This is a genomic window from Streptomyces sp. NPDC059957 (assembly GCF_042730015.1).
Classification (GTDB): Bacteria; Actinomycetota; Actinomycetes; order Streptomycetales; family Streptomycetaceae; genus Streptomyces.
The window spans coordinates 8,622-30,889 of record NZ_JBHWMB010000085.1 but is presented as its reverse complement, the minus strand read 5'-3'; the positions used below and the strand labels follow the sequence as shown (position 1 = coordinate 30,889).

Genomic DNA, 22,268 nt, shown 5'->3' with positions numbered 1-22,268 from the left:
GCAATGGGTTCCTAGACAGCTCCCACCACACCGGAGGTCTTCGCCATGTTCAAGACCTAACCAGTGTCAACAACGCTCGTGATCAATACACCTAGGCCGTCTCTTTCGGATCTTGCCGGGCCCGCAACGCCTGGCACCGCGCCTGGCCGCACTGCCGAGGCGACCACGTACGTCCAGTACGCGAGCGCCCCGACAGCACGCCCAGGCACGGCGCCAGACGCCCCGGGCTCGGCCGACAAGATCCGAAAGAGACGACCTAGACGTCGGCGTCCAGACCCTGCGCGGACCGCTCTTCCCGCAGGTCGCGGATGGCCTGGCGGCGGGCGAGCCGGTGGGTGCGGCGGATCTGGGCCTCCTGATAGCGCCGCTCGTCCCGCTCGGTCTCCCGGATCACCTGCGGGACCTGGCGGGGCTTGCCCTCGGCGTCGACCGCGGTGAAGACGAGGTAGGCGCTGCCGACCTGGGTGGCGGGGGTGGACTCGTTCCACCGCTCCGCGAGGACGCGTACGCCGATCTCCATGGAGGAGCGGCCGGTCCAGTTGCACTGGGCCTTGACGTGGACGAGGTCGCCCACGCGGACGGGGGCGAGGAAGGCCATCTCGTCCATGGAGGCGGTGACGGCCGGGCCCCCGGAGTGGCGGCCGGCCACGGCGCCCGCCGCGTCGTCCACCAGTTTCATGATCACGCCGCCGTGCACGGTGCCGAGCAGGTTGGTGTCGTTGGCGGTCATGATGTGGCTCAGGGTGGTGCGGGAAGCGGAGATCGGCTTCCCCGCCGGGTCGCCCGGTATGTCTGTCATGGGAACAGCTTAAGTGCGCTGCCCCGGCATCAGCTCTGCAACAGCACCGGTACGAAGGGCCACCCGGGCTGTTCGGCTGCCCTCCCGGCCAGGCATTCTTGGGCACATGAGTGACAGGGACGGGTGGAGCGGCGAGCAGGACCAGCGCGGCCGCCGCGATGACGGGTACGGCCGCGGCAGCGGCCAGGCTGAGCCGGAAGGCGCACGGCGGATGAGGCACGTCCAGCGGCCCGGCCCCCAGGCGTCCCGGCAGCCCCAGCTGCCCCAGCAGCCCCCGCGCCGTCCGGCCCAGCCGCCGGCCGGGCCCGCCTACGTGCCTCCGCAGCAGGACGGCTCGTACAGCGGCGGCTACGACAGCGGCTACAACACCGGCCAGGTGTACGGAGGCGGCTCCCAGCCGCCCGCCGGCCCGCGCGGGCGCGGCCCGGGTGGTCCCGGCGGCCCGGCCAGGCCGGCGGGACCGGCCCCGGACTGGCGCAGGCGGATCAAGATCGGCTCGATCGTGCTGGTCTCGGGCCTGCTCGTGACGGGCATCGGCACGTACTTCTGGGCCGACTCCAACGTGCGCCGCGAGGTCGACCTCTCCAAGGTCATCGAGCGCCCCAAGGAGGGCGACTGCACGACCTACCTGATCGTGGGCTCCGACAGCCGTGAGGGCATGTCCGCCGAGGACAAGAAGAAGCTCCACACCGGCTCGGCCGAGGGCAAGCGCACCGACTCGATGATGATCCTCGCCAAGTGCTCCAGCGGGAACACGATGATCTCCCTGCCGCGCGACTCCGACGTGGAGATCCCCTCCTTCGTCGGCTCCGAATCGGGCAAGAAGTTCGCGGGCACCGGCAAGCGGACCAAGCTGAACGCGGCGTACGCGCAGGACGGCCCGGAGCTGCTGGTGCGGACGGTGGAGTTCAACACCGGCCTGCGCATCGACCACTACGCGGAGATCGGCTTCGCCGGCTTCGCGAACATCGTGGACGCGCTGGGCGGGGTGGAGCTGAACATCGAGAAGGGGTTCAAGGACGAGAAGTCCGGGGCCGACTTCAAGGCGGGCACCCAGACGCTGAACGGCGAGCAGTCGCTGGCCTACGTACGGACCCGCTACGCCTTCGCCGAGTCGGACCTGCAGCGGACCAAGAACCAGCAGAAGTTCCTGTCGGCGCTGGCGAGCCAGGCGGCGACCCCGTCGACGATCCTGAACCCGTTCTCGCTGTACCCGGTGCTGGGCGCGGGCCTGGACACGCTGATCGTGGACAAGGACATGGGCCTGTACGACATGGGGTCGATGTTCTTCGCGATGAAGGGCATCAGCGGCGGTGACGGCGTGTCCATGAACATGCCGATCTCCGGTCAGCGCGGCGGCAACCTCGTCTGGGACAAGGCGAAGGTGCAGCAGCTGGTCCAGCAGATCCAGAAGGACGAGAAGGTCACCGTCCGCGGGAACTGATCACAAGGCCGGGCGCCCCTCACCGGGGCGCCCGCCCCGGCAAGGGCGCCGACTCAGGCCCGGGCGCCGGCTCAGGCGTCGGAGGAGAACCGGATCGCCGCGTCGGGCAGCCGCGCCCCGCACCAGACCCGGGCGCCGGCGCGGAGCTCGTTGTCGGCCCCCACTTCGGCTCCGTCACCGATGACGGCGGCGTCCAGCACGGTCCGCGCGCCCACCGAGGCGCCGGCGCCGATCAGACTGGCGGACACCTGCGCGTCGGGGCCGACGACCGCGTCCGCCAGCACGATGGAGCCCTGGACGACCGCTCCCGCCTCGATGCGCGCTCCGGCGCCCACGACGGTGCCCCCCGACAGCTTGGCCCCGGCCGCCACGTGGGCTCCGGGCAGCACGAGGGACTCGCCGCGGCGTCCGGGGACGGCCGGGGAGGGGACGACACCGCGGACCAGGTCGGCGGAGGCCTGGATGATGGCCTCCGGCTTGCCGAGGTCCATCCAGTACGTGTTCTCGGTGACCCCGTGCAGGGTGGCCCCGGAGGCGAGCAGCCCGGGGAAGGTCTCGCGCTCCACGGAGACGGACCGGCCGGCCGGGATGGTGTCGATCACGCTGCGCCGGAAGACGTAGCAGCCGGCGTTGATCTGGTCGGTGATGATCTCCTCGGGCGTCTGCGGCTTCTCGGTGAAGGCCAGCACCCGCCCGTGGGCGTCGGTGGGGACCAGGCCGAAGGCGCGCGGATCGTCGACCCGGACCAGGTGCAGGGAGACGTCGGCGTCGGCCGCCTTGTGCGATTCGACGAGCCCGGCGATGTCCAGGCCGGTGAGGATGTCCCCGTTGAAGACGAGCACGGAGGAGTCCGGGCCGCCGGTGAGCAGCCGCGCCGCGTTGCGGATGGCGCCGCCGGTGCCCAGCGGCTCGTCCTCGACCACGTACTCCAGGTGGACGCCGAAGTCGGACCCGTCCCCGAAGTAGGGCTCGAAGACCTCGGCGAGATAGCAGGTGGCCATCACGATGTGCGTGACGCCTGCGGCGGCGGCACGGGCTATCTGGTGGGCGAGGAAGGGAACGCCTGCCGTGTGCACCATCGGCTTCGGCGTGTTCACCGTGACGGGGCGCAGCCGCGTCCCCTGTCCGCCGACCAGCAGGATCGCTTCCGTCATTTGCGTTCTCCCCAACCGGTTCCGGCGTACGAAGGTCCAAATTTAGCCCATCCGGGGGATCCCCAGGGGGCTGGTGCCCGATGTGTGTGGCGGTCTGCGTCGCAGGCCAGGGCCTCAGGCGGCGAACGGGTTGGCGTGGCCGGGCAACTGCTGCCCCGGGCCCAGGAATCGCCGGCCGCCCTGTTGGTCGCGCACCTCGTGGAACCCGGCGGCCGTCAGCCGCTGTGCGATCCTCGCGCGGCGGGTCGTGCCCACCGCGAACGCCGCGGTGAGGACCAGCGCGACCGCCCCGCCGGAGACGAGCGCCTCGGCCGGCGACTTCTCGAAGAGCATGAGACCGGTCAGGGCCGCGCAGGCGAGGTAGAGCTTCGCCTTCAGGCTCCGGTCGGCGATGTACAGGGCCATGACGTCGAAGGTGACGAGGTCCTTCAGCACGGCCACGGCGCCGACCGCCCCGGGGAGCGGCTTCAGCGAACCCTGCTCCAGCCCCGGCACCGTCCCTCCGTTGCCCGCCTGCGGATGGGCGGTGATGGTGGCCGCCTCGCGGACGCGCGCTTCGGGCCGCGGGTCCCGGTACATGCGGACCTGGACGAGCGAGTTCCTGAACCCGGTCCTGTACGCCGTGTCGTACGCGTAGCCGTACTGCTCCGCCACGTGTGCCAGGGCGGCCGCCTTCAGCGCGGTGCCCTGCGGGGCGATCTCGACGAAGTCCTGCTGACGGGCGATCTGCTGGAGCATCCCCGCTGTGTGACGTTCTACGGACATCCTGTTCCCGCCCCCTGGGACCCCGCGCCCGGAGCCGACCGGCGCACAGCCTAGAGGCTGCGCCGCCGGCCGGAACACGCGAGGTCGGACCCCTACGGCAGGTTGCGGGCCATGACGATGCGCTGGACCTGGTTCGTGCCCTCGTAGATCTGGGTGATCTTCGCGTCGCGCATCATGCGCTCCACCGGGTAGTCACGGGTGTAGCCGTAGCCGCCGAGGAGCTGGACCGCGTCCGTGGTGACCTCCATGGCCACGTCGGAGGCGAAGCACTTGGCCGCGGCGCCGAAGAAGGTGAGGTCCTCGTGCGGGCCGCCGCCGGAGACGCGCTCCGAGCGGGCCGCCGCCGCGTAGGTCAGCTGGCGGGCGGCCTCGATCTTCATGGCCATGTCCGCGAGCATGAACTGCACGCCCTGGAAGTCGCCGATCGGCTTGCCGAACTGCTTGCGCTCCTGGACGTAGCCCTTGGCGTAGTCCAGGGCGCCCTGGGCGATGCCCAGCGCCTGGGCGGCGATGGTGATGCGGGTGTGGTCGAGGGTCTTCATCGCGGTGGCGAATCCGGTGCCCTCGGCGCCGATCATGCGGTCGGCGGGGATGCGGACGTTGTCGAGGTAGACCTCGCGCGTCGGGGAGCCCTTGATGCCGAGCTTCTTCTCCGGGGCGCCGAAGGAGACGCCCTCGTCGGACTTCTCGACGACGAAGGCCGAGATGCCCTTGGAGCGCTTCTCCGGGTCGGTGACGGCCATGACCGTGTAGTACTCGGAGACGCCGGCGTTGGTGATCCAGCGCTTGACGCCGTTGAGCACCCAGAAGTCCCCGTCGCGCACGGCGCGGGTCTTCATGCCCGCGGCGTCCGAGCCCGCGTCGGGCTCGGAGAGGGCGTACGAGAACATCGCGTCGCCCTTGGCCAGCGGGCCGAGGTACTTGGCCTTGAGCTCCTCGGATCCGGAGAGGATCACCGGGAGCGAGCCGAGCTTGTTGACCGCCGGGATGAGGGAGGAGGACGCGCAGACGCGGGCCACCTCCTCGATCACGATCACGGTGGCGAGGGCGTCGGCGCCCGCGCCGCCGTAGGTCTCGGGCACGTGGACGGCGTGCAGGTCGCTGGCGACGAGGGCGTCCAGGGCCTCCTGCGGAAAGCGGGACTCCTCGTCGACCGCGGCGGCGAAGGGCATGATCTTCGCCTCGGCGAGCGCGCGGACGGACTCGCGGAGCATGTCGTGCTCCTCGGCCGGGCGGTACAGGTCGAAGTCGGCAGAACCCGCCAAGATCTCTCACTCCCCAGGTGGTGCGTGGTGTTAACTACCGTTAAGTAGCCCAAGCTTAGTGTCCGGCCGCCGACCGCGACACGGCCGTCGCACGTGAGTTGCATGACAGCGGGCCGCTGCGGGCGTCCGACGGGCGCCGACGGGGCAGCCGCGGGGTGGCGGCCGGATGACGGACGCCGGAATGCATCCCCGGCCACCGGCCCGACTATGCTCGGTTGCCGCGAACGGCCCAGCACCTCCAGGAGCACTCATGGCCCCCCTCAAGATCACTGTGATCGGCACCGGATACCTCGGCGCAACGCACGCCGCGGCGATGGCCGAGCTGGGGTTCGAGGTGCTCGGACTGGACGTGGTGCCGGAGAAGATCGCCCTGCTGGCCTCCGGCCGCGTCCCCATGTACGAGCCCGGGCTGGAGGAACTGCTGGCCGCGCACGTGGCCGGACTGCCGGGCTCCACGGGCCGGCTGCGCTTCACCACCTCCTGGGAGGAGGTCGGCGCCTTCGGCGACGTCCACTTCGTCTGCGTGAACACCCCGCAGAAGCACGGCGAGTACGCCTGCGACATGAGCTACGTCGACTCCGCCGTGGAATCGCTCGCCCCGCACCTGACCCGGCCCGCCCTGGTCGTCGGCAAGTCCACCGTGCCCGTCGGCTCCGCCGAGCGCCTCGCCGCGAAGCTGACCGCGCTCGCCCCGGCCGGCGAGGAGATCGAACTCGCCTGGAACCCGGAGTTCCTGCGCGAGGGCTTCGCCGTCCAGGACACCCTGCACCCGGACCGGATCGTCATCGGGATCGACGGCGAACGCGGCGAACGCGCCGAGAAGGTCCTGCGGGAGGTCTACGCGACCCCCATGGGCGAGGGCACCCCGCTGGTCGTCACCGACTTCCCCACCGCCGAACTCGTCAAGACCGCCGCCAACTCCTTCCTCGCCACGAAGATCTCCTTCATCAACGCCATGGCCGAGGTCTGCGAGGCCGCCGGCGGCGACGTGGTGAAGCTGGCCGAGGCCATCGGCCACGACGAGCGCATCGGCAAGAAGTTCCTGCGGGCCGGCATCGGTTTCGGCGGGGGCTGCCTGCCCAAGGACATCCGCGCCTTCATGGCGAGGGCCGGTGAGCTGGGTGCCGACCAGGCCCTGACCTTCCTGCGCGAGGTCGACTCCATCAACATGCGCCGCCGCGGCCACATGGTCGAGCTGGCCCGCGATGCCGTCGGCGGTTCCTTCCTCGGCAAGCGCGTCGCCGTGCTGGGCGCCACCTTCAAGCCGGACTCCGACGACGTCCGCGACTCCCCCGCGCTGAACGTGGCCGGCCAGATCCACCTCCAGGGCGGCCAGGTCACCGTCTACGACCCCAAGGGCATGGACAACGCCCGCCGCGTCTTCCCCACCCTCGGGTACGCCGACACCGCCCTGGACGCCGCCCGCGGCGCCGAGGTCGTCCTGCACCTCACCGAATGGCGGGAGTTCCGCGACCTGGACCCCGCCGCCCTCGGCGAGGTCGTCACCGACCGGCTCGTCCTCGACGGCCGCAACGCCCTGGACCCCGAGCTGTGGCGCGCCGCCGGCTGGACGTACCGCGCGATGGGCCGCCCGCGCGCCTGACGGGCGACACCCGCCCGGCCGGCGCGCCGCGGCCGGCAGCAGCCCTTGATCCGCTTCGTTGCGGAATACACGGTTTCACATCTCGTCACCGGATCGTTGGCGAGAGCCACCGGGGCCGTGCGCCGCGGATCGCTAGACTCACGGCCGATGACCAGTATGAGCAGGACCATCGACTCCGCACTCCGGGGGCGCGCCGGCCGCCTGGCCATGGCGGGCTTCTGGCTGGCCACTCGGACCCTGATGGTGGTCCTCCTGGTGGTGAACCTGCACGGCACCTCCTCGGTGCGCGTGGAGATCACCCAGACCTACAACAACTGGTACGACGTCCTCGTCACGGGGACCATGCCGCACGGCGACGTCATGTGGCAGTACCCGCCGGCCGCGGCGGCGATCTTCCTGTCGCCCGACCTGCTCCCCTTCCTCACCTACTTCCAGGCCTTCGTCGCGCTGACCGTGATCTGCGACGCGCTGATCGCCATCGGGCTGGTCCGCGCCGCCCGCCGCGCCGACGGCAGCCTGGCCGGCGCCGTGCTGTGGCTGACCACGCTGCCGCTGCTGCTCTCACTGCCCTTCGGCCGCTACGACCTCCAGGTCACCCTGCTCGCCGTCGGCTCGCTGCTGTGCCTGCGCTTCCGCCGCAAGCTCGGCGGCGTCCTCGCCGGAGTCGGCGCCCTGGTCAAGGTCTGGCCGCTGCTCACGCTGATCGGCACCCCGCGCGGCCGCACCACGCGCGACGCCGTCCTGTCGGCCGTGGCGGCCGGGGCCGTACTCCTCGCCGTGCTCGCGCTGTTCTTCCGCGACACCCTCGGCTTCCTGGGCAACCAGGGCAACCGCGGCATCCAGGTCGAGTCCCTCGGCGGCTCCGCCCTGATGCTCGGCAAGCTCGTCGGCGCCTGGTCCGGGAAGATCGAGGTCCGCTACGGCGCCTACGAGTACCTCGGCCCGTACGTCTCCAGCGTCGCCCTGCTCTCCGTCGGCCTGACGGTCATCGGGTTCGCCTGGCTGCTGCTGTGGCGGGTGAAGGCCCGCCGCTGGACGACCGCGACCCCGCTCGACGCCGCGCTGTGCGCCATCCTCGTCTTCACCATCACCAGCCGCGTGCTCAGCCCGCAGTACCTGATCTGGCTGGTCGGCCTCGCTGCCGTCTGCCTGACCTGCAAGCACACCACGCAGCGCCCGGTGGCCTGGCTGATCGTGGCCTCGACCGCGCTCAGCACGGTGATCTACCCGCTGACCTACGGCTCGGAGATCCTCCCGGGCACCGTCTTCGGCACGTTCCTCCTGGTGCTCCGCAACGGCCTGCTGGGCTGGGCCGCCGTCTGGTCCTGCCTGCTCCTGTGGCGGGCGAGCGTGAGCCCCGTCCCCGCAACCGGGAACGACACCGGAAACGGGAACGGCGCCGGGACCGTGCCGGCCCCGGCGCCCAAGGCCGGCTCCGAAGTGCCGGCCCGCGTCTAGTGCTGTGACCGGAAAGGTTCACCGGGTCACAGCACTAGCTCCCGCTCAAGGCGCCCTGCGGTGCTGCGCCGCGCGGCCCGTGAACTCCGCGTCGCGCACCACCCGCTGGGCGTTCCCCCAGGTCAGCAGCGCCAGGTCGGTCTCCGACCAGCCCCGCTCCAGCAGCTCCGCGATCAGCCGCGGATAGCCCGAGGGGTCCATCAGGCCCGCGGGCCGCGCGACACCGGGCTCGGCGCCGAAGCCGGCTCCCAGGCCCACGCAGTGGGGGCCCGCGACGTCTCGTACGTGCTCCACGTGGTCGGCGACCGCGTGCAGGGAGTCCCCGGTGCGCGCGGTGTCGAAGGTGACCATCGCCAGGCCGTTCGCCGCGCGCAGCGCGAGCAGCACCTCGTCGGTCACGTTGCCCGGGTGCGGGTTGAGGGCGGCCGCCCCGGTGTGCGAGATGATCACCGGCGCCTTGGAGGCCGCGGCGAGCTGGCAGGCCGGTGCGGGCGGGCAGCCCGTGAGGTCCAGCAGCATCGCCAGCCGGTTCATCTCCTTGACCACCTCGTGGCCGAAGGCGGTCAGTCCCTCCATCGCCCAGGGCGCCCCGGCCGGCGCGAGGATCCGTACGCCCAGCGCGTGGAACGCGCGCAGCGTGCCCAGCGAGTCCGTCAGGGTGCGGCCGGGAACGGGACCCAGGAAGGAGGCGATGCGGCCCCGGTTGCGGGCGTCCGCCAGGTCGTCGGCGGTCAGCGCCAGGCAGAGGCTGTCGGGGTAACGGTGCATCAGGGCCAGTGCCCCGTCGATCTGTTCGAGGGTGTCGGACACCACCTGGTCGGTGGCGGCGGCCTCGCGCGGCGTGAGCAGCGACCAGAACTGGGCCCCCACCCCACCGGCGCGCAGCCGCGGGATGTCGGTGTCGATGCCCGCGTCCGAGGTGTCGATGTCGTGGTACGGACTTGTCCGAAGGGTCCAGACGAGGGTGTTGCAGCCATCCGCGACGGGATGGACGCAAAGCAGTGCGGCGGCCCGGTCCAGGGCGCCCGGGAGCACCGTGCCGGTGGGATCCTCGGCTCCTAGGGAGCCGGGGCCCACGGGGGTCACCGGGTTCGTGTGCGGTTCGTCCTGCAGGTCGGCCATGGCGTGCGCTCCGGTCTCGGCGGCTGTGTCCCTAAGAAAAGCAGCGGGAGAGAAGCAGGGAAGATGTTGCCACCGTGACATGTGGGACGCCGGAGGCGCCCGGCGGATGTGGCGTTCGGGTGTAACCAGCAGGTGTTCGCTGGTCACAGCCCGTACGCCGGATCCGCCGGGCGGGACCGGTCAGGAAGCCGCGGGCTGCGGGAGCACCGCGTTGGACGGGCCCCGGGCGGCCGACTGCTCGCGCGCCACCGCTTCGGCGTCGCGCAGCGTCCGTACCGCGTTCGACCAGGTCAGCTTCGCCAGGTCGGCCTTGGACCAGCGGCGTGCCAGCAGCTCGGCGACCAGGTTGGGGTACCCGGCCACGTCGTCCAGCCCGGCCGGGGTGAAGGCGGTGCCGTCGTAGTCCCCGCCGATGCCGATGTGGTCGACCCCGGCCACCTCGCGCATGTGGTCGAGGTGGTCGGCGACCGTGGCGGCCGTGGCCACCGGGCGCGGGCGCGCCTCCTCGAAGGCCCGGTGCAGGGCCATCGCCGCGGGGGTCGTGTCGAGGTGGTGGTGGCCGTGCGCGCGCAGGTTCTCGTCGGCGGCCAGGGTCCACTCGACGGCTGCCGGGAGGATGAACTTGGGCACGAAGGTGGCCATCGCGACCCCGCCGTTGGCCGGCAGCAGCGCCAGCACGTCGTCGGGGATGTTGCGCACGTGGTCACAGACGGCCCGGGCCGAGGAGTGCGAGAAGACCACCGGCGCCGCCGTGACCGCGAGCGCGTCGCGCATCGTGGTCGCGGCGACGTGCGAGAGGTCGACGAGCATGCCGATCCGGTTCATCTCGCGGACGACCTCGCGGCCGAACTCGCTGAGGCCCCCGTGCCGGGGCTCGTCGGTCGCCGAATCCGCCCAGTCGATGGTGTCGTTGTGCGTGAGCGTCATGTACCGCACGCCGAGCTGGTGCAGGGCGCGCAGGGTGGCGAGCGAGTTGTTGATGGAGTGCCCGCCCTCGGCGCCCATCAGCGAGGCGATCCGGCCCTCGGCGCGCGCCGCCTCCATGTCGTCGGCCGTCAGGGCCCGCACCAGATCGCGCGGGTAACGGTCGATCAGCTGGGCGACGACGTCGATCTGCTCCAGGGTGGCGCTGACCGCGTCGTCGCCCGCGTAGTCGGAGCGCACGTAGACCGACCAGAACTGCGCGCCGACCCCGCCGGCGCGCAGCCGGGGGATGTCGGTGTGCAGGTGGCCCTTCTGGTCGAGGCCGATGTCCCGCTGGTCCAGGTCGTAGCGCACGGTCTCGCGCAGGGCCCAGGGCAGGTCGTTGTGCCCGTCGACGACCGGGTGCTCGGCGAGCAGTTCGCGCGCGGCGTCCAGGTGCCGGGCGGCGCCCGTCCCGCCCGCCGTGCTCACTTGCCGAATCCGAAGGAGTCCTGACCGGCGACCTTGGTGCGCAGCCGCTTGCCCTTCTCCGTGGCCTGGTCGTTGAGGTCCTGGAGGAAGTCGTTCATGCGGGCCCGCAGCTCCGGGTCGTGCGCGGCCAGCATCCGTACGGCGAGCAGCCCGGCGTTGCGGGCGCCGGCGATCGAGACGGTGGCGACGGGGATTCCGGCCGGCATCTGGACGATCGACATCAGGGAGTCCATGCCGTCGAGGTACTTCAGCGGGACGGGTACCCCGATGACGGGCAGCGGGGTGACGGAGGCGAGCATGCCGGGCAGGTGGGCGGCGCCGCCCGCGCCCGCGATGATCGCCTTCAGGCCGCGCCCGTCGGCCTGCTCCCCGTACGCGATCATCTCGCGCGGCATCCGGTGGGCGGAGACCACGTCCACCTCGTAGGGGATCTCGAACTCGTCGAGTGCCTGGGCGGCCGCCTCCATGACGGGCCAGTCGGAGTCCGAGCCCATGACGATGCCGATGACGGGAGCTGCTGCGGGGGACGTGCTCATCCCAACTCTCCTTGCGTGGTAATTCCCGGACTCTGCCGGGGCTGGAAACGCATCGACGGCCCGGGGCCGCAGCGCGGCGGCCTTACCGCTCCGTGATGCTTTCACCTGGGGTTGTATGCGGGTGGTAGCCACCCATAGCGTCCAGGACGTGGGGGATTCTTCTGTGAAGCGGGCCTTCAAATACCGCTTCTATCCGAACGACACGCAGGCAGCGGAGCTGTCGCGGACGTTCGGGTGCGTACGGAAGGTCTACAATCTGGCCCTCGCCGCCCGCACAGAGGCATGGGCGACGGGCCGGGAGCGTGTGGGTGTCGGACAGACGTCGGCGATGCTCACGGCGTGGAAGAAGACCGCTGATCTGGCCTATCTGACCGAGGTGTCCTCCGTACCGCTCCAGCAGACGCTGAGGCACCTGCACGCGGCATTCGTCGGCTTCTGGGCGAAGCGGTCCAGGTACCCGCACTTCAAATCGAAACGGAGGGCCCGGCAGAGCGCCGAGTACACGCGCAGCGCCTTCCGCTACGCGGATGGCCGGCTGACGCTCGCGAAAATGGCCGCGCCGCTGGCCATCGTGTGGTCCCGACCCCTGCCCGCGGGGGCCGTGCCGTCGACGGTCACGGTCTCTCGTGACGGCGCGCATCGCTGGTTCGTGTCCCTCCTCTGCGAGGACACCCCGGTTTCGATGCCGGACACGACACACGCGATCGGAATCGATGCCGGGTTGACAGCCCTGGTCACGCTCTCCACCGGCGAGAAGGTCCGGAATCCGAAGCACGAGCGCAAGGAACGGGAGCGCCTGGCGCGCGCCCAGCGGGCACTCTCGCGGAAGGAGCAGGGCAGCAACAACCGAGCCAAGGCCCGTACTCGGGTGGCGAGGGTCCGTGAGTGGACGTGCGAGACCTGCGGAACGACCCATGACAGGGACGGGAACGCAGCGATCAACCTTCTGGCCGCCGGGCTGGCGGTCACTGCCTGTGGAACGGACGTCGGACCTCAACGGGAGACCTCCTCTCGGCCGGGGCGGTCCGTGGTGAAGCAGGAAACCCCACGCGCGAGGGTGGGAACCCCCTCCCGGTAGGGAGGGGGCAGGTCAATCTTGGATGGTTCCTCTGAGGTAGCCGGCTGCGTGACGTGCGCGCTCCAGCACATCGTCCAGATCGTCGCCGTAGGTGTTGACGTGGCCGACCTTGCGGCCCTGTTTCACGTCCTTGCCGTACATGTGGATCTTCAGCTGGGGGTCGTGGGCCATGCAGTGCAGGTACGCCGCGTACATGTCGGGGTAGTCCCCGCCGAGCACGTTCGCCATGACCGTCCAGCGGGCGCGGGGGCGCGGGTCGCCGAGGGGCAGGTCCAGGACGGCCCGTACGTGGTTGGCGAACTGGGAGGTGATGGCACCGTCCTGGGTCCAGTGGCCGCTGTTGTGCGGGCGCATCGCCAGTTCGTTGACCAGGATCCGGCCGTCGGTGGTCTCGAACAGCTCCACGGCGAGGTGGCCGGTCACGTCGAGTTCCTTGGCGATGCGCAGGGCCAGGGCCTGGGCCTCGCCGGCCAGGGCCTCCGAGAGGTTCGGGGCGGGGGCGATGACCGTGTCGCAGACCCCGTCCACCTGGATCGACTCCACGACCGGGTAGGACACGGCCTGGCCGTGCGGGGAGCGGACGATGTTGGCCGCGAGCTCGCGGACGTAATCCACCTTCTCCTCGGCCAGGACCGGGACGCCCGCCTTGAACGGGGCCTCGGCGTCCGCCTGCGTACGGACGAACCACACGCCCTTTCCGTCGTACCCGCCGCGCACCGTCTTGAGGATGACGGGGAACCCGCCGACCTCTTCGGCGAAGGCCGCCGCGTCCGCCGGATCGCTCACGATCCGGTGGCGGGGACTGGGCGCGCCGATCTCGTCGAGCCTGGCGCGCATCACCCCCTTGTCCGCGGCGTGCATCAGCGCGTCGGGCCCCGGGCGGACGGCGATGCCGTCGGCTTCCAGGGCCCGCAGGTGCGCGATGGGCACGTGCTCGTGGTCGAAGGTGATCACGTCACAGCCGCGCGCGAAGGCGCGCAGGGTCTCCAGATCGCGATAGTCGCCGATGACGACGTCGCTCACGACCTGGGCCGCCGAGTCCTGTGGGGTGTCACTGAGGATCTTGAATCTGATGCCGAGGGGGATACCCGCCTCGTGGGTCATGCGGGCGAGCTGTCCGCCGCCGACCATGCCGACTACCGGGAACGTCACTCCTCCAGGGTATCCGGCGGTATTCCGCCATCCGGACGCGCATCCGGGTGGCGGTGGCCGGTACCAGGCGACCGCGGGTGGCGGGTGTGCCGTGTGTCGCACGGTGTCCGAAGGCGCAGACGTACCGATGGGGCGACACTTAGCATGGGCGCGCGCAGTAAAACGTGTGACGCCTCATACGGGGGCCCCGAAGACAGGACTGAGCCTCATATGAGCAAGCCGGAGAGCGGATCCGTCCTCGACCGCGTGCGCGGGCTCGCGCGCGAGATCGCCAGGTTCGGGGCCGTCGGCGGGCTGGGAGTCCTGGTCAATCTGGGCGTCTTCAACCTGATCAGGCAGGTCACCGACCTCCAGGTGGTGCGCGCGAGCGTGATAGCCACCCTGGTCGCCATCGTCACGAACTACCTGGGCTTCCGCTACTTCGCCTACCGGGACCGGGCCGACCGGACCGGAGCGGGCCGCACCCGTGAGCTCGGGCTGTTCCTCGCGTTCAGCGCGATCGGGCTCGTGATCGAGAACGGCATCCTGTTCACGGCCACCTACGGCTTCCACTGGGACGGGCCGCTCGCCTCGAACTTCTTCAAGTTCACCGGCATCGGCATCGCCACCGTGTTCCGCTTCTGGTCCTACCGGACCTGGGTCTTCAAGGCCCTGCCCACGCCGGCCGCGGCCTCCCTGGTCGTCGAGCAGCGGGACGGCCAGGCCCCGGCGGAGGCACAGGCGCCGGCGCCGGCGCCGGCGCGGACCCCGGAAACCGCCGCGAACTGAGTCCCGCCCGGTCAGCGGACCGTCTGCTCCGGGTCCGAGCGGTCCGGCGCGGTCCGGCTGAGGAACAGGGCGAACACCGGCGGCCGGGTCTGCAGCAGTTCCAGACGGCCGCCGTCGGCCTCCGCGAGGTCCCGGGCCACGGCGAGGCCGATGCCGGTGGAGTTGCGGCCGCTGATGGCCCGCTCGAAGATCCGGTTGCCGAGGTCCGGCGGGACGCCCGGCCCCTCGTCCGTGACCTCCAGTACGGCCTGGTTGCCGATCACCCGGGTCCGCAGGGCCACGGTGCCGCCGCCGTGCATGAGGGAGTTCTCCACCAGGGTCGCCAGGACCTGCGAGACGGCGCCCGGGGTGCCCACGGCGCGGATGCCGGTCTTCCCGGAGCGGACGACGGCCCGGCCGGCGCTGCGGTAGGCGGGGCGCCACTCCTCCAGCTGCTGTTTGACGACCTCGTCCAGGTCGAAGGGGACGGCCGAGCCCGTGCGCGGGTCCCTGGAGTTCGTCAGGAGCCGCTGGACCACGTCCGTGAGCCGCTCCACCTGGGTGAGGGCGATCGTCGCCTCCTCCCGTACGGTCTCCAGGTCGTCGGTGACGGTGATCTCCTCCAGCCGCATCGACAGGGCCGTGAGCGGGGTGCGCAGCTGGTGCGAGGCGTCCGCGGCCAGGCGCCGCTCGGCGGTGAGCATGCGGCCGATCCGCTCGGCGCTGGAGTCCAGTACGTCCGCGACCCGGTCCAGCTCGGGGACCCCGTAGCGCTTGTGGCGGGGGCGCGGGTCGCCCGAGCCCAGGCGCTCGGCCGTCTCGGCGAGGTCGGTCAGCGGGGAGGCCAGCCGGTTGGCCTGGCGTACGGCGAGCAGGACGGCCGCCACGACGGCGAGCAGGGCGACGGCGCCGACCACGGCCAGGGTCCGGCCGACCTCGCGGGTGACGGTGGAGCGCGGCTCCTCGACGATCACGGTCTCGCCCTGCTCACCGAGGGCGGTGCCCCGGATGACGCTCTCGGTGATGCGGCTGCCGATCTCGATCGGCTCCCGGCCGGGGATGGTGATCCGGGCGTACCGGCCGGAGTCGAGCTGTTCGGCCAGGGCGCCGGGGTCGACCTGCTGCTTCTCCAGGACGTCGCTCTCGACGATGCCCACCAGCCGCAGCGCCTCGGACTCGATGCGGTCCTGGGCGCTGCTGGTGATGGTGCGGGTCTCGACGATGACGAGGGAGACCCCGAAGACGGCGATGACGACGAGCACCACGGCGAGCGTGGAGTTGATCAGACGGCGGCGCATGGCTCCGAGAATGCCCTAGATATGCGGTCCGGCGTGGTTTCAGCTCTTCTCGAAGCGGAAGCCGACTCCGCGGACGGTGGCGATGTAGCGGGGGTTGGCCGCGTCGTCGCCGAGCTTCTTGCGCAGCCAGGAGATGTGCATGTCGAGGGTCTTGGTGGAGGACCACCAGGTGGTGTCCCAGACCTCGCGCATCAGCTGGTCGCGGGTGACGACCCGGCCGGCGTCGCGGACGAGGACCCGCAGCAGGTCGAACTCCTTCGCCGTGAGCTGGAGCTCCTCCTCGCCCATCCAGGCGCGGTGCGATTCGACGTCGATCCGCACCCCGTGGGTGGCGGGGGCCTGGGCGGACTCGGTGGCGCCGCGCCGCAGCAGGGCCCGGACGCGGGCGAGCAGCTCGGCGAGCCGGAAGGGTTTGGTCACGTAGTCGTCGGCGCCGGCGTCCAGGCCCACGACCGTGTCGACCTCGTCGGCGCGGGCGGTGAGGACCAGGATCGGGAAGCCGTGGCCCTCGGCGCGCAGCCTGCGGGCGACCTCCAGACCGTCCATGCCCGGCAGGCCCAGGTCCAGGACGACGAGGTCGATGCCGCCCTGCAGTCCCGCGTCCAGGGCGGTGGGGCCGTCCTCCCGGACCTCGACCTCGTACCCTTCCCGGCGCAGGGCGCGGGCCAGGGGTTCCGAGATGGATGCGTCGTCCTCGGCGAGCAGTACACGCGTCATGTGGGTGATGGTAGTCCGCGGCGGGGGAAAGAAGAGGCCCGCGTACAGAGCCCTGTCTATCTGGGCTTAGGAACTACTAACCACCTTCGAATATGCTCCGTTGATTCCACCACGACCTGTGATCCATATCTCAAGTACTTTCATATCCGGCACTGTCGTGTCGTATGGTGTCGAGACGCCTGATGCACTACCTCCATGAGACTTTCGAGCCAAACACAGCCGAAGGTCTCTATTTCTGTCCTGATCGGACGGGAAGTCTCGACAGGACTCACCCGTCCGGCCTCGATGACAGTGAATGACCTATGGGCCGGGCCCGCCGCGCGATGGTGCGCGAGCGGGCGTGGATCCCGGTTACGGATGTTCCCTTCTCCCCCCACAGGGGCGAGACCCCCGGGCGTGGGGTGGGGGATCCGCCGCCGGTACCGGCTAATCGTCCGGGCGCTGTTCCGCTCACGAAGCGAAGCGTCCCGAGCAAGCAAGGATCGACCATGGCTTCCAGCCTGACGAAGGACTCGGCCGGTAACGCCACCGAGAAGACCTTCCTCGGCCACCCCAGCGGCCTCGCCTTCCTCTTCATGACGGAGATGTGGGAGCGCTACAGCTTCTACGGCATGCGCGCGCTGCTCGTGCTGTTCCTGGCCACCAACGTGGCCGACGGCGGCCTCGGGATGAACGACGCGACCGCGGTCGCGATCTACTCCGTCTACAACGCGATGGTCTACCTCCTCGCCCTCCCGGGCGGCTGGCTCGGTGACCGCGTGTGGGGTGCCCGCAAGGCCGTGGCCGTTGCCGGTGTCGTGATCATGACGGGTCACTTCCTGCTGGCGGTGCCCTCGTCCATCTCGTTCTTCATCGGCCTGGCGCTCATCGCCGCCGGTTCCGGTGTCCTGAAGGCCAACATCTCCACGATGGTCGGCCAGCTGTACACCGAGAAGAACGACCCCCGCCGTGACGGCGGCTTCACGATCTTCTACATGGGCATCAACCTCGGTGCCTTCGTCGCGCCGCTGACCATCGGCTACGTCGGCCAGGAGATCAACTGGCACCTCGGCTTCGCCATGGCCGGTGTCGGCATGGCCCTGGGCCTCGCCTTCTACTTCTTCGGCTTCCGCCACCTGAACCCGGTCTCCAACACGGTTCCGAGCCCGCTGAGCGCCGCCGAGAAGTCCTCCGTCATCAAGAAGGGCCTGATCTGGCTCGGCGTCGCCGCCGCCGCCTACGCGATCATCGGCCTGGCCGGCATCTTCACGATCAACTACGCGCTGTGGCCGCTGACCATCGCCGGTCTGGTCCTCCCCGCCTGGGCGATCCTGCGCATCAAGCGCGACAAGGACCTCTCGGGTGTCGAGCGCTCGCGCATGTCGGCGTACGTCTGGTTCTTCGCCGCCGCCGCGATCTTCTGGGCGATCTACGACCAGACCGGCTCCACGCTGGCCCTGTTCGCGAAGGACAGCACGGACAGCACGCTGTTCGGCTTCAACTTCCCGGAGAGCTGGTTCCAGTCGCTCAACCCGCTGTTCGTGATGGCGCTCGCGCCCCTCTTCGCGATGCTGTGGGTGGCGCTGGCCCGTCGCTCCAAGGAGCCCACCACCCTCGCGAAGTTCTCCTTCGCGCTGGTCATGATCGGCGTCTCCTTCGGCGTCATGATGATCGCCCAGGGTCTGGCCACCGGTGACACGAAGGTCAGCCCGATGTGGCTGGTCGGCGTCTACTTCATCCAGACCGTCGGTGAGCTCACCCTCTCCCCCGTCGGCCTGTCGCTGACCACCAAGCTGGCGCCGCAGAAGTACGCCTCCCAGATGATGGGTGTCTTCTTCCTCGCGGTCACCGCCGGTGACTCCACGATCGCGCTGCTCCAGCTGCTCGGCGCCCCGACGGACACCCAGGGCTGGTTCGCCACCCAGGGCGTGCTCGCGGTGCTCGCCGGTATCGCGATCTACATGTACCGCAAGAAGGTCCAGCCCCTCATGGGCGGCGTGCACTGACGCACCCCCCGACAGGGCGAACGGCCCGGCACACCGGAAGGTGTGCCGGGCCGTTCTGTTTCCGCGGGCTGCTTCGGTGAGCGTGCAGCTACCGCTACCGCTACCGCTGGCCGCGCAGGCGGCGCCACGGGGTGAAGGTGAAGACGGCCGCGCCGAGCAGGATGACCGTGCCGGCGACCAGGGCCAGGGCCTTGATGCCGCCGTCGTCCGAGGCGCCGGTCTCGGCGAGGCCGCCCGAGGTGCCGGAGGCGCTGCCAGAAGTGCCGGAGGTGCCGGAGGTGCCCGAGCCGCCGGGCTGGGCGGCGGTGTCCAGCGTGAGCGACACCGCGCTGGCCGTCGCGGCGCAGGGCACCACGATCGGGGCGGCGCCCGGGGCCATGACCACGTTGATGGTCAGCTTGTCCGGGGTCAGCGTGGTCTTGCCGGTCTTGCCGGGCTTGTAGGTGCCCTTCATGTCACTGAGGCTGACCGGGGAGCCGCCCTTGATCGCCTCGGGGTTGCCCGGGCCGCTGACCTTGACGATGCCGCTGTCGGCGCCGCCGAGCTTGATGTCCAGCGCGGGCTGGAGCGCTCCCGCCGGAAGGTCCGCGGGGCTGTTCATCACGCCCTTGGCGGTCGTGGCGGTCAGGTCGTAGTTGCCGCCGTTCTTCTTCGCGTTGATCGTCACCTTGCCCTTCAGGGGGCCGCCGGGGATGAAGGCCCCGCAGTCGAAGGTGACGTCGACGGTCTGGCCCGGGAAGTCGGTCTGGCCCCCGCCGGACGCGGAGGGCGACGGGCTCGTCGGCGGCCCGCTGGTGGGCGGCTGACTGGTGGGCGGCCGGCTGCTCGGCGGGGCGCTGGTCGGCGGCTGGCTGCTCGGCGGGGCGCTCGTCGGCGGCCGGCTGCTCGGCGGCGGGCTCGACGGGGGCTGGCTGGGGCCCCCCACCTTCACGTCCAGCTCCAGGGACGGTGCCGGGCTGTTGCCCGGGGTGCAGGTGGAGGTCGTCCCCATCGCCTTGATCAGCAGTACGCCGGCGGTGAAGGTGACCTTGCCGGACTTCTTGGGCGTGTACGTGCCCGAGAGGTCGCTGATCTTGATCGGCGTGTTGGCCGGGATGGGTTCGGGGTTGGCCGGGCCGGTGACGTCGACCGCCCCCGTGTCGGCGCCGCCCAGGACGATCTTGGCGCTCGGGGTCATCGCGCCCTTGCCGAGCTCGATGGGGCTGGAGGAGACGCCCTTCTGGAAGGACATCGTCAGCTTGTAGCCGCTGCCCTCCTTCACGGCCTTGATGTCGATCGGCGAGACCGCCGACTTGTCCCCGATGGGGGTCTTGCAGTCGTACTTGACGTCGACCACGACCGCCTGGGCGGGTGTGGCCCCCATGGCGATGCCCGCGCCGCCGAGCAGCAGCGCGACCGCGGCCGCGCTCGCCCTCCGTTGGGTTTTCACTGAAGTCCCTTCGTCGTCGGACTGTTCTCAGACGGTGCGGACGTCTGTGGTGCAGGTGCTTCTGTTTCTCGTGGTGCCTGTGCTTCCTGTGCTTCCTGTGGTGCCTGTCGTGCCTGCGGTTCCTTCGCTGACGCGGAGGGATCCGGTGTCCCCGGCGCGCTGTCCGGGGTGAACCACGGCAGTACCGCCGTGGTGGTCTGTGGGGGCTCCGCCGCCTGGGCGGAGCGGGTCGGTCCGGAACCGCGCAGCGGTCCTCGTACGGGGCCCCGCGCGGGTCCCCGTACCGCCGGGATCCGCGGCAGCCGCGCGGTCACCGCCGCCGCCGGGTCGGCCGGCGGCCGGTGGCCGCGGTGCCGGCCGCCGTTCACCCCGGGACCCGTGCGCGGGCGGACCTTGTCGACGACGGCCATGCCGATCCGGAAGATCGCGGCCGGGATCACCAGGAGGAGCAGGCCCCAGAACAGCAGCACCCCGTACGGGCGTGCCACGCCCCAGGGCTGTGTGGCCAGGACCGTCTCCCCGTACTTGAGGGAGAGGGTGTAGTCCCCGTGGGCGCCGCCGGTGAGGGTCGCGTCGAGGGCGACCTCCGCCTTGCCCCCGGGCGGGATGGTGCCCTTCCAGCGGACCTCTTCCCAGGTCGGTGCGAACACCCCGTGGGCGGTGCCGAGCTGGAAGACCGGGTCCTTGACCGCGGCGGAGCCGAGATTGCCCACGGTGACCGTGAACTTCCGGCCGGGCGGGGCACCGAACCAGGTCAGCACCCCGTCCTCGCCCTTGAGCTGGACCCCGGTGAGCAGGGCGAGCCGGGCCGTGCCGCCCTCGGCGGGCAGGTCGGCCACCGGGTGGTCGGTGATCTTCAGCGGGGCCCCGACGGTGGACTGGTCCCCGTTGACGGAGGTCACGTTGACCACGCAGGGGCAGGGCTTGGGCGGGGCGACCACCGGGAGCTGGGCGGAGAAGTGCCCGTCGTCGGCGACCGAGACGGCCACGCCGTCGGCGTTGGCGCAGCTGTTGGTGCCGCCGATCATGTTCTGCCCGCAGACCAGCAGCATCACCATGGTCTTGGGCCGCCAGCCCGTTCCGGTGACGGCTATCTCCGTGCCCTTGGCGGCTTCCTTGAGGGAGAGGGCAACGGCGGGTTTGCCGTCGTCCGCGGCGGCCGGGGCTGCCGCGGACAGCGCCAGCGCGCACGCCACCAGCCCCGCCGCCAGTCCCGCGCATCCCGCCGCGACCAGGGCCCTGACCTTGCCGCCGTGTCTCCCACCGGCCTTGGCGCTCACCTGGGTGCTCCCGTCAACTCGTGTTCCGGCGCTGGGGCTTCTTCGGGTACGGCGCTCCCGTGCGGCGCGGGCGCGGGCCCGTCGCCGGACCGGGTCCGCCGCTTGCGTGCGAGGAGCAGGGCGGTGGCCGCGACGGCGCCGAGGCCCAGCAGCCCGAGGCCGGTCGCGCCCGCGATCCCCCAGGGCACGAACCAGGCCGAGGTGCTCCCCGTGGCGCGGGCGCCGCCGGGGGCCGTGACGGTGAGGGTCAGGGCGACCCGGTCGAACACGGGCGCGCCGGGCCAGGGTTCGGTCAGTTCCACGCGCTGGCCGGGCAGCACCTCGACCGGCAGGGTGCGGGCGCTGCGGCCCGCGACCTTGCCGAGGGTTCCCTCGGCACTGATGGCGAGTTCGGGGGCGAGGGCCACGTTGCCGCGGTTGACCAGGGTGTACGCGACGCGCGCGGTCGCCCCCTTGCCGCGTACGGAGACGTCCTCGACCGTGAGCGCCGCCAGCGCCGGGCCGCCGACGCGCAGGTGGACCCGTACGCCCACCTCGCGGCCGGCCTCGGTGGCGACGACGGCCGCCGGGTGGTCGCCGGGCGGGGAGCCGGGCGGCACGGTGACGGTGAAGGGGACCACGGCGCGGGTGTGCGCCGGGACCTTGACCGTGGCGCCCGCGCCGAAGCTGATCCAGAGGCCCGCGCCGGTGGACTCCGTCGCCGGGCGCACCGCGAAGGCGCCTGCCGCCGTGTTGTAGGCGTCGGCGCCGCGCAGGGTGATGGTGCGCTCCTGGCCACTGGTGTTGGCCAGGACGAGGCGGTCCTCCAGGACCGTGCCGGAGGGGCCCGCGACGTAGAAGAACGGGCGGGCGACGTAAGGGCGGGCCCCGGTCTTCGCCGCCGCCGGCGCACTCCCGGCGACGGGCTCGGCGGTCCAGCCGGGCCCGTCACCGGCGGCCGGGGCCGGGGCACCGGCAGGGGGGAAGGGGGGGGGGCCGTGAGGACGGGGGGGGGGTGGGGGGAGTACTAGAAGTTTCGGGGGGGGGGGAAGGGATGAGAAA

At 71.3% G+C, this 22,268-nt stretch carries 19 protein-coding genes; 6 read left to right on the top strand and 13 right to left on the bottom strand.

All coding sequences use genetic code 11. The features are described 5' to 3' along the window. Positions 1–256 precede the first annotated feature (256 nt). Positions 257–799 carry an acyl-CoA thioesterase gene (locus ACFWBW_RS35895; protein WP_243335130.1) on the bottom strand — a complete coding sequence of 181 codons (543 nt, stop codon included), beginning with the start codon at positions 797–799 and terminating at the stop codon, positions 257–259. A gap of 106 nt (positions 800–905) precedes the next feature. Between ACFWBW_RS35895 and ACFWBW_RS35890 the strand changes: the two genes are divergently transcribed. Beyond that, positions 906–2,243: an LCP family protein gene (locus ACFWBW_RS35890; RefSeq protein WP_385382033.1), complete on the top strand. Its 1,338-nt coding sequence runs from the start codon at positions 906–908 to the stop codon at positions 2,241–2,243. 71 nt (positions 2,244–2,314) lie between these two features. On the opposite strand, the gene ACFWBW_RS35885 is transcribed toward ACFWBW_RS35890, so the two are convergent. The 3 genes from ACFWBW_RS35885 to ACFWBW_RS35875 all read right to left on the bottom strand — a co-directional run bounded on the left by ACFWBW_RS35885 (position 2,315) and on the right by ACFWBW_RS35875 (position 5,427). Then, positions 2,315–3,397 carry an NDP-sugar synthase gene (locus tag ACFWBW_RS35885; protein WP_266878072.1) on the bottom strand — a complete coding sequence of 361 codons (1,083 nt, stop codon included), beginning with the start codon at positions 3,395–3,397 and terminating at the stop codon, positions 2,315–2,317. 114 nt (positions 3,398–3,511) lie between these two features. Next, complete coding sequence (locus ACFWBW_RS35880; RefSeq protein ID WP_385382029.1) at positions 3,512–4,162, bottom strand: hypothetical protein; 651 nt, start codon at positions 4,160–4,162, stop codon at positions 3,512–3,514. A 92-nt stretch (positions 4,163–4,254) separates the two neighbouring features. Further along, entirely contained in the window at positions 4,255–5,427 is a 1,173-nt protein-coding gene (locus ACFWBW_RS35875) for an acyl-CoA dehydrogenase family protein (RefSeq protein WP_250736830.1), read from the bottom strand. Between the two features lie 250 nt (positions 5,428–5,677). On the opposite strand from ACFWBW_RS35875, the gene ACFWBW_RS35870 reads away from it, so the two are divergent. After that, the gene (locus ACFWBW_RS35870) at positions 5,678–7,030 is read left to right on the top strand and encodes a UDP-glucose dehydrogenase family protein (protein WP_385382025.1); all 1,353 of its coding nucleotides are present in this window, start codon (positions 5,678–5,680) and stop codon (positions 7,028–7,030) included. 147 nt (positions 7,031–7,177) lie between these two features. Beyond that, complete coding sequence (locus ACFWBW_RS35865) at positions 7,178–8,488, top strand: glycosyltransferase 87 family protein (protein ID WP_385382022.1); 1,311 nt, start codon at positions 7,178–7,180, stop codon at positions 8,486–8,488. 45 nt (positions 8,489–8,533) lie between these two features. On the opposite strand, the gene ACFWBW_RS35860 is transcribed toward ACFWBW_RS35865, so the two are convergent. The 3 genes from ACFWBW_RS35860 to purE form a co-directional block, all read right to left on the bottom strand. Continuing rightward, positions 8,534–9,610: a membrane dipeptidase gene (locus tag ACFWBW_RS35860; RefSeq protein ID WP_385382019.1), complete on the bottom strand. Its 1,077-nt coding sequence runs from the start codon at positions 9,608–9,610 to the stop codon at positions 8,534–8,536. A 180-nt stretch (positions 9,611–9,790) separates the two neighbouring features. Next, the gene (locus tag ACFWBW_RS35855) at positions 9,791–11,005 is read right to left on the bottom strand and encodes a dipeptidase (protein ID WP_385382016.1); all 1,215 of its coding nucleotides are present in this window, start codon (positions 11,003–11,005) and stop codon (positions 9,791–9,793) included. Beyond that, positions 11,002–11,541 (bottom strand): 5-(carboxyamino)imidazole ribonucleotide mutase, encoded by a 540-nt coding sequence (gene purE, locus ACFWBW_RS35850; RefSeq protein WP_385382013.1) that lies wholly within the window; start codon positions 11,539–11,541, stop codon positions 11,002–11,004. The genes ACFWBW_RS35855 and purE overlap by 4 nt, the downstream gene beginning before the upstream one ends. A gap of 115 nt (positions 11,542–11,656) precedes the next feature. Here purE and ACFWBW_RS35845 point away from each other — a divergent pair, with 115 nt between their 5' ends. Next, positions 11,657–12,619: an RNA-guided endonuclease InsQ/TnpB family protein gene (locus tag ACFWBW_RS35845; protein ID WP_385382010.1), complete on the top strand. Its 963-nt coding sequence runs from the start codon at positions 11,657–11,659 to the stop codon at positions 12,617–12,619. Between the two features lie 12 nt (positions 12,620–12,631). Here ACFWBW_RS35845 and ACFWBW_RS35840 read toward each other — a convergent pair whose 3' ends face one another. Further along, positions 12,632–13,771, bottom strand: coding sequence for a 5-(carboxyamino)imidazole ribonucleotide synthase (locus tag ACFWBW_RS35840; protein ID WP_385382007.1), 1,140 nt, complete (start codon positions 13,769–13,771; stop codon positions 12,632–12,634). Positions 13,772–13,981: 210 nt separating this feature from the next. Between ACFWBW_RS35840 and ACFWBW_RS35835 the strand changes: the two genes are divergently transcribed. Beyond that, positions 13,982–14,539 (top strand): GtrA family protein, encoded by a 558-nt coding sequence (locus tag ACFWBW_RS35835; RefSeq protein ID WP_385382004.1) that lies wholly within the window; start codon positions 13,982–13,984, stop codon positions 14,537–14,539. An 11-nt stretch (positions 14,540–14,550) separates the two neighbouring features. Here ACFWBW_RS35835 and ACFWBW_RS35830 read toward each other — a convergent pair whose 3' ends face one another. Together ACFWBW_RS35830 and ACFWBW_RS35825 are read right to left on the bottom strand one after the other, a co-directional pair. Then, complete coding sequence (locus tag ACFWBW_RS35830) at positions 14,551–15,816, bottom strand: ATP-binding protein (protein WP_385382001.1); 1,266 nt, start codon at positions 15,814–15,816, stop codon at positions 14,551–14,553. Between the two features lie 39 nt (positions 15,817–15,855). Further along, positions 15,856–16,533, bottom strand: coding sequence for a response regulator transcription factor (locus tag ACFWBW_RS35825; protein WP_385381998.1), 678 nt, complete (start codon positions 16,531–16,533; stop codon positions 15,856–15,858). A 488-nt stretch (positions 16,534–17,021) separates the two neighbouring features. Here ACFWBW_RS35825 and ACFWBW_RS35820 point away from each other — a divergent pair, with 488 nt between their 5' ends. After that, the gene (locus ACFWBW_RS35820; RefSeq protein WP_385381995.1) at positions 17,022–18,518 is read left to right on the top strand and encodes a peptide MFS transporter; all 1,497 of its coding nucleotides are present in this window, start codon (positions 17,022–17,024) and stop codon (positions 18,516–18,518) included. 100 nt (positions 18,519–18,618) lie between these two features. Here ACFWBW_RS35820 and ACFWBW_RS35815 read toward each other — a convergent pair whose 3' ends face one another. The 3 genes from ACFWBW_RS35815 to ACFWBW_RS35805 all read right to left on the bottom strand — a co-directional run. Continuing rightward, entirely contained in the window at positions 18,619–19,947 is a 1,329-nt protein-coding gene (locus ACFWBW_RS35815) for a hypothetical protein (RefSeq protein WP_385381993.1), read from the bottom strand. After that, positions 19,944–21,227 carry a hypothetical protein gene (locus ACFWBW_RS35810; RefSeq protein WP_385381990.1) on the bottom strand — a complete coding sequence of 428 codons (1,284 nt, stop codon included), beginning with the start codon at positions 21,225–21,227 and terminating at the stop codon, positions 19,944–19,946. The genes ACFWBW_RS35815 and ACFWBW_RS35810 overlap by 4 nt, the downstream gene beginning before the upstream one ends. Continuing rightward, the coding region (locus tag ACFWBW_RS35805) for a hypothetical protein (RefSeq protein ID WP_385381987.1) at positions 21,224–22,268 on the bottom strand (1,045 nt) is incomplete at its 5' end. The genes ACFWBW_RS35810 and ACFWBW_RS35805, both read right to left, overlap by 4 nt.

Bases quoted from the DNA above. Each gene is read 5' to 3' on its own strand.
- ACFWBW_RS35835 (WP_385382004.1), top strand. From the start codon at position 13,982: ATGAGCAAGCCGGAGAGCGGATCCGTCCTCGACCGCGTGCGCGGGCTC.
- ACFWBW_RS35865 (WP_385382022.1), top strand. From the start codon at position 7,178: ATGACCAGTATGAGCAGGACCATCGACTCCGCACTCCGGGGGCGCGCC.
- ACFWBW_RS35820 (WP_385381995.1), top strand. From the start codon at position 17,022: ATGGCTTCCAGCCTGACGAAGGACTCGGCCGGTAACGCCACCGAGAAG.
- ACFWBW_RS35880 (WP_385382029.1), bottom strand. From the start codon at position 4,162: ATGTCCGTAGAACGTCACACAGCGGGGATGCTCCAGCAGATCGCCCGT.
- ACFWBW_RS35860 (WP_385382019.1), bottom strand. From the start codon at position 9,610: ATGGCCGACCTGCAGGACGAACCGCACACGAACCCGGTGACCCCCGTG.
- ACFWBW_RS35890 (WP_385382033.1), top strand. From the start codon at position 906: ATGAGTGACAGGGACGGGTGGAGCGGCGAGCAGGACCAGCGCGGCCGC.
- ACFWBW_RS35870 (WP_385382025.1), top strand. From the start codon at position 5,678: ATGGCCCCCCTCAAGATCACTGTGATCGGCACCGGATACCTCGGCGCA.
- ACFWBW_RS35825 (WP_385381998.1), bottom strand. From the start codon at position 16,533: ATGACGCGTGTACTGCTCGCCGAGGACGACGCATCCATCTCGGAACCC.
- ACFWBW_RS35885 (WP_266878072.1), bottom strand. From the start codon at position 3,397: ATGACGGAAGCGATCCTGCTGGTCGGCGGACAGGGGACGCGGCTGCGC.
- purE (WP_385382013.1), bottom strand. From the start codon at position 11,541: ATGAGCACGTCCCCCGCAGCAGCTCCCGTCATCGGCATCGTCATGGGC.
- ACFWBW_RS35830 (WP_385382001.1), bottom strand. From the start codon at position 15,816: ATGCGCCGCCGTCTGATCAACTCCACGCTCGCCGTGGTGCTCGTCGTC.
- ACFWBW_RS35895 (WP_243335130.1), bottom strand. From the start codon at position 799: ATGACAGACATACCGGGCGACCCGGCGGGGAAGCCGATCTCCGCTTCC.
- ACFWBW_RS35845 (WP_385382010.1), top strand. From the start codon at position 11,657: ATGCGGGTGGTAGCCACCCATAGCGTCCAGGACGTGGGGGATTCTTCT.